Raw genomic sequence first — 3,497 nt, 5'->3', positions numbered from 1 at the left:
TCGGCGGCGAGGCCCTGCTGGCGGCTGAACTCGGTGAAGACACCGGGGGTTGAGATGACGGTGACGCCTGCCACGAGGGCCATGCCGCACTCGCCCTGGCGCAGCGCCTGCACGGCCAGGTGCAGGGCGACGAGGGACGAGGAGCAGGCCGTGTCGACGGTGAGGGCGGGGCCTTCGAGGCCGAGCGTGTAGGCGATGCGGCCGGATTCGACGGCGGCCGCGTTGCCGGTGCTGACATAGCCCTCGACGTCCTCCTCGGCTTCGAAGAGGAGCGGGGCGTAGTCCTGTCCGTTGGTGCCGACGAACACGCCGGTGCGGCTGCCGCGTACCGTCGCCGGGTCGATGCCGGCGCTCTCGAAAGCCTCCCACGCGGTTTCCAGGAGGAGCCGCTGCTGCGGGTCCATGGCGAGGGCTTCGCGCGGGGATATGCCGAAGAAAGGAGCGTCGAATTCGGCGACGCCGTCGAGGAACCCGCCGTGGGCCGTGGAAGTCGTTCCCTGCTTTCCGGCGCCGTCCGGGTCGTAGAGCGCGTCCAGATCCCAGTTGCGGTCGGCGGGGAGGCCCGAAATGGCGTCCCGGCCTTCGGAGAGCAGCCTCCACAGCTCGTCGGGGCCGCTGACGCCGCCGGGGAAGCGGCAGCTCATCGCTGTGATCGCGATGGGCTCCTGAGCAGCGGCCTCGATGTCCTTCAGACGTTGCTGCGTCTGATGCAGGTCCGCCGAAACCCACTTGAGATAGTCGCGCAGCGTCTCTTCATTCGCCATCAAATGTCACCTGTTCAGGACGTGTGCCGCACCTGCTGGCATACAACGGACCTGTCCGCAGCCGTTTTCTCGATGACGCTATGGGGGCGCTATACGACCAACAACCCCTACCCTCCCCCTACTCGCCCCTACGGGATTGCCTCGAAATGAGGCCGGGGGCGAGTGATCGACAAAGGGGGTGGATAGGGGCTGCCGGTTCAATTAATTACCCTTGACAGGCACTCCTTGTCCATTCATTGGCGGCATTAATTACGCGGGCCGCCTCACCGCATGGGTTCCCGAAGGACGTGAGTGCCCTCATTCCCTGCCGAGTTGCTTCTTGATGAAGGCGAGCATCTCGTCGTCGCTGGCGGCCGCCAGGTGGTCGCCGACGTCGCCCGTGTCGCCGGTGGTGGCGGCGCCGCCGCCCGGCTGGCCGCCGGGGCTCTTCCAGCGGTCGAGTGCCGCTTGGAGGCGTACGGCCACCTTCGTGCGGGTGATCTCGTCGGCGGCCCCGGCCGAACCGGCCGCCGCGAGGCTGCCTTCGAGCCGGTCGAGGTCGCCGAGCAGCAGCGTGGCCGGGTCGGCCGCGTCCGGGGCGAGTTCGGTGCGCAGGCAGTCGGCGAGCGCCGTGGGGGTCGGGTGGTCGAAGACCACGGTGGCGGGCAGGACGAGGCCGGTGAGGGCGTTGACACGGTTGCGCAGTTCGACCGCGGTGAGGGAGTCGAAGCCCAGCTCGCGGAAGGCGCGGGTGGGTTCGACGGCGGCCGCTCCGCTGTAGCCGAGGACGGCGGCGACCTGTTCGCAGACGAGGTCGAGCAGCAGCCGCTCCTGCTCGGGCCGTTGCAGCGAGGCGAGCTTCGCCACCAGGTCCGGTCCCTGTCCGGCGGCCGGTCCGCCGGTGCCGCCGTGGGCGGCCGCGGTGGCCGAGAGCCGCTCCACTTCGGGCAGTTCGACGTACAGCCTGCTCGGGCGTCCGGCGGTGAAGGCGGGCGCGTACTGCTGCCAGTCGATGTCGGCGACCAGGACGGCGGTGCGGTCCTGGGCGAGCAGCCGCTTGAGGGCGGTGATCGCGTGGTCCGGCTCCAGGGGCGGGATCGCGCCGCCGCGCAGCCGCTCCGCGGCGACTCCCTCGGCGGCCATGCCGCTGCCCGCCCACGGGCCCCAGGCCACGGACGTGGCGGTCAGGCCGCGGGCCCGCCGTGCGTGCGCGAGCCCGTCGAGGAAGGCGTTGGCGGCGGCGTAGCTGCCCTGCCCGGCGCCGCCCGCGACTCCGGCGAAGGACGAGAAGAGCACGAACGCCGACAGCTCCAGGCCGGCCGTCAGCTCGTCCAGGTTGCGGGCCGACTCCGCCTTGGCGCGGAACACGGTGTCGAGCCGCTCCGGCGTCATCGCGTCGAGCACGCCGTCGTCCAGGACTCCCGCCGCGTGGAACACCGCGGTCAGCGGCGCCCCCGCGGCGCCGTTCTTCTCGTCGTTCTCGCTGCTGATCCCGTCCAGGAGCCGTGCCAGCGCCTCCCGGTCGGCCGCGTCGCAGGCGGCGACGGTCACGCGGACGCCCAACTCCTCCAGTTCGGTACGGAGTTCGGGCGCGCCCGGCGCGTCGAGGCCGCTCCTGCTCGTGAGGACGAGGTGGTCGGCGCCCTCGCGTGCCAGCCACCGCGCGACGTGCCGGCCGAGGGCGCCGGTGCCGCCGGTGACGAGGACGGTGCCGCGCGGCGCCCACTCCCCGGCCGTGCCGCCGTCGAGCGGTGCCCTGACGACGCGGCGCCCGAAGGCGCCGGATCCGCGCACCGCCACCTGGTCCTCCCCGGCCCACGCGCCGCCGAGGAGGCGGCCGAGCCGGGACACCGCGGCGGTGTCCGCCGCGTCGGGCAGGTCGACGAGGCCGCCCCAGCGCTCCGGGTACTCGAGCGCGGCGACCCGGCCGAGGCCCCACAGTGCCGTGCGGGCGGGTGCGGTCCGCGCGTCGGCGTGGCCCACGGCGACGGCGTCGCGGGTGGCGCACCACAGGGGCGCGCCGACGCCCGCGTCACCGAGGGCCTGGATGAGGGCCAGGGTGAGCGCGGCTTCCGCAGATGCAGATGCGGCGGCGGCGTCCGTGCGTGTGTCGCTGCCCTGCGGCGCGCCTCCGTCGGCGGCCAGGAGCGACAGCACGCCGGTGAGGGCGGCCGCGTCGGCCGGTCCCCCGACCGCCGCGCGCAGGACTGCGGCGACCGCGTCCCGGCCGGTGGCGGACGCGGGCATCTCCACCGTCACCGGGCGCGCGTCGTGCTCGGCCAGCAGCGCGGCGACCGCCGTGCTCCAGGGCGAGTCGGCCCGGCCTTCCGGTACGACGACGAGCCAGTCGCCCGACAGTGTCCCGGCCGTCGTCTCGTTGAGCGGCGTCCAGGACTCGCGGTAGTTCCACCTGTCGATCGTGGAGTTCTCGCGCCGCTGCCTCCGCCAGGCCGTCAGCGCGGGCAGCACCTCGGTGAGCGGGGCGTCGTCCGGCACCTCCAGGGTCTTGGCCAACTCGGCCAGGTCCTCGCTCTCCACGGTCTCCCAGAACCGCGACTCCACCTCGTCGGCCGTCACGGCACCGTCCACGGCCGCCGTGTCCGGGGCCGCCTCCAGCCAGTAGTGCTGGTGCTGGAAGGCGTAGGTGGGCAGGTCCACGCGGCGGCGGGCCCCGGCCGGGGCGTACAGCGGCGTCCAGTCGACCTCGGCCCCGCGCACGTACGCCTTGGCCAGCGCGGTCAGGAACGTGTCGGG

General features: G+C 73.3%; 2 protein-coding genes. Both read right to left on the bottom strand.

Features of this window, described 5'->3' with window-relative positions; translation table 11 throughout:
* Positions 1 to 764: beta-ketoacyl synthase N-terminal-like domain-containing protein (locus STRAU_RS30485; RefSeq protein WP_037662964.1), on the bottom strand; the 764-nt coding region annotated here is incomplete at its 3' end.
* A 297-nt stretch (positions 765 to 1,061) separates the two neighbouring features.
* Positions 1,062 to 3,497, bottom strand: a 2,436-nt coding sequence (locus tag STRAU_RS30480; protein WP_037662961.1) for an SDR family NAD(P)-dependent oxidoreductase, incomplete at its 5' end; no start/stop codon positions are given.

Origin of the sequence: Streptomyces aurantiacus JA 4570 (assembly GCF_000414115.1) — a bacterium.
Taxonomy (GTDB): domain Bacteria; phylum Actinomycetota; class Actinomycetes; order Streptomycetales; family Streptomycetaceae; genus Streptomyces; species Streptomyces aurantiacus_A.
This window is presented reverse-complemented; position numbering and strand designations above follow the sequence as displayed.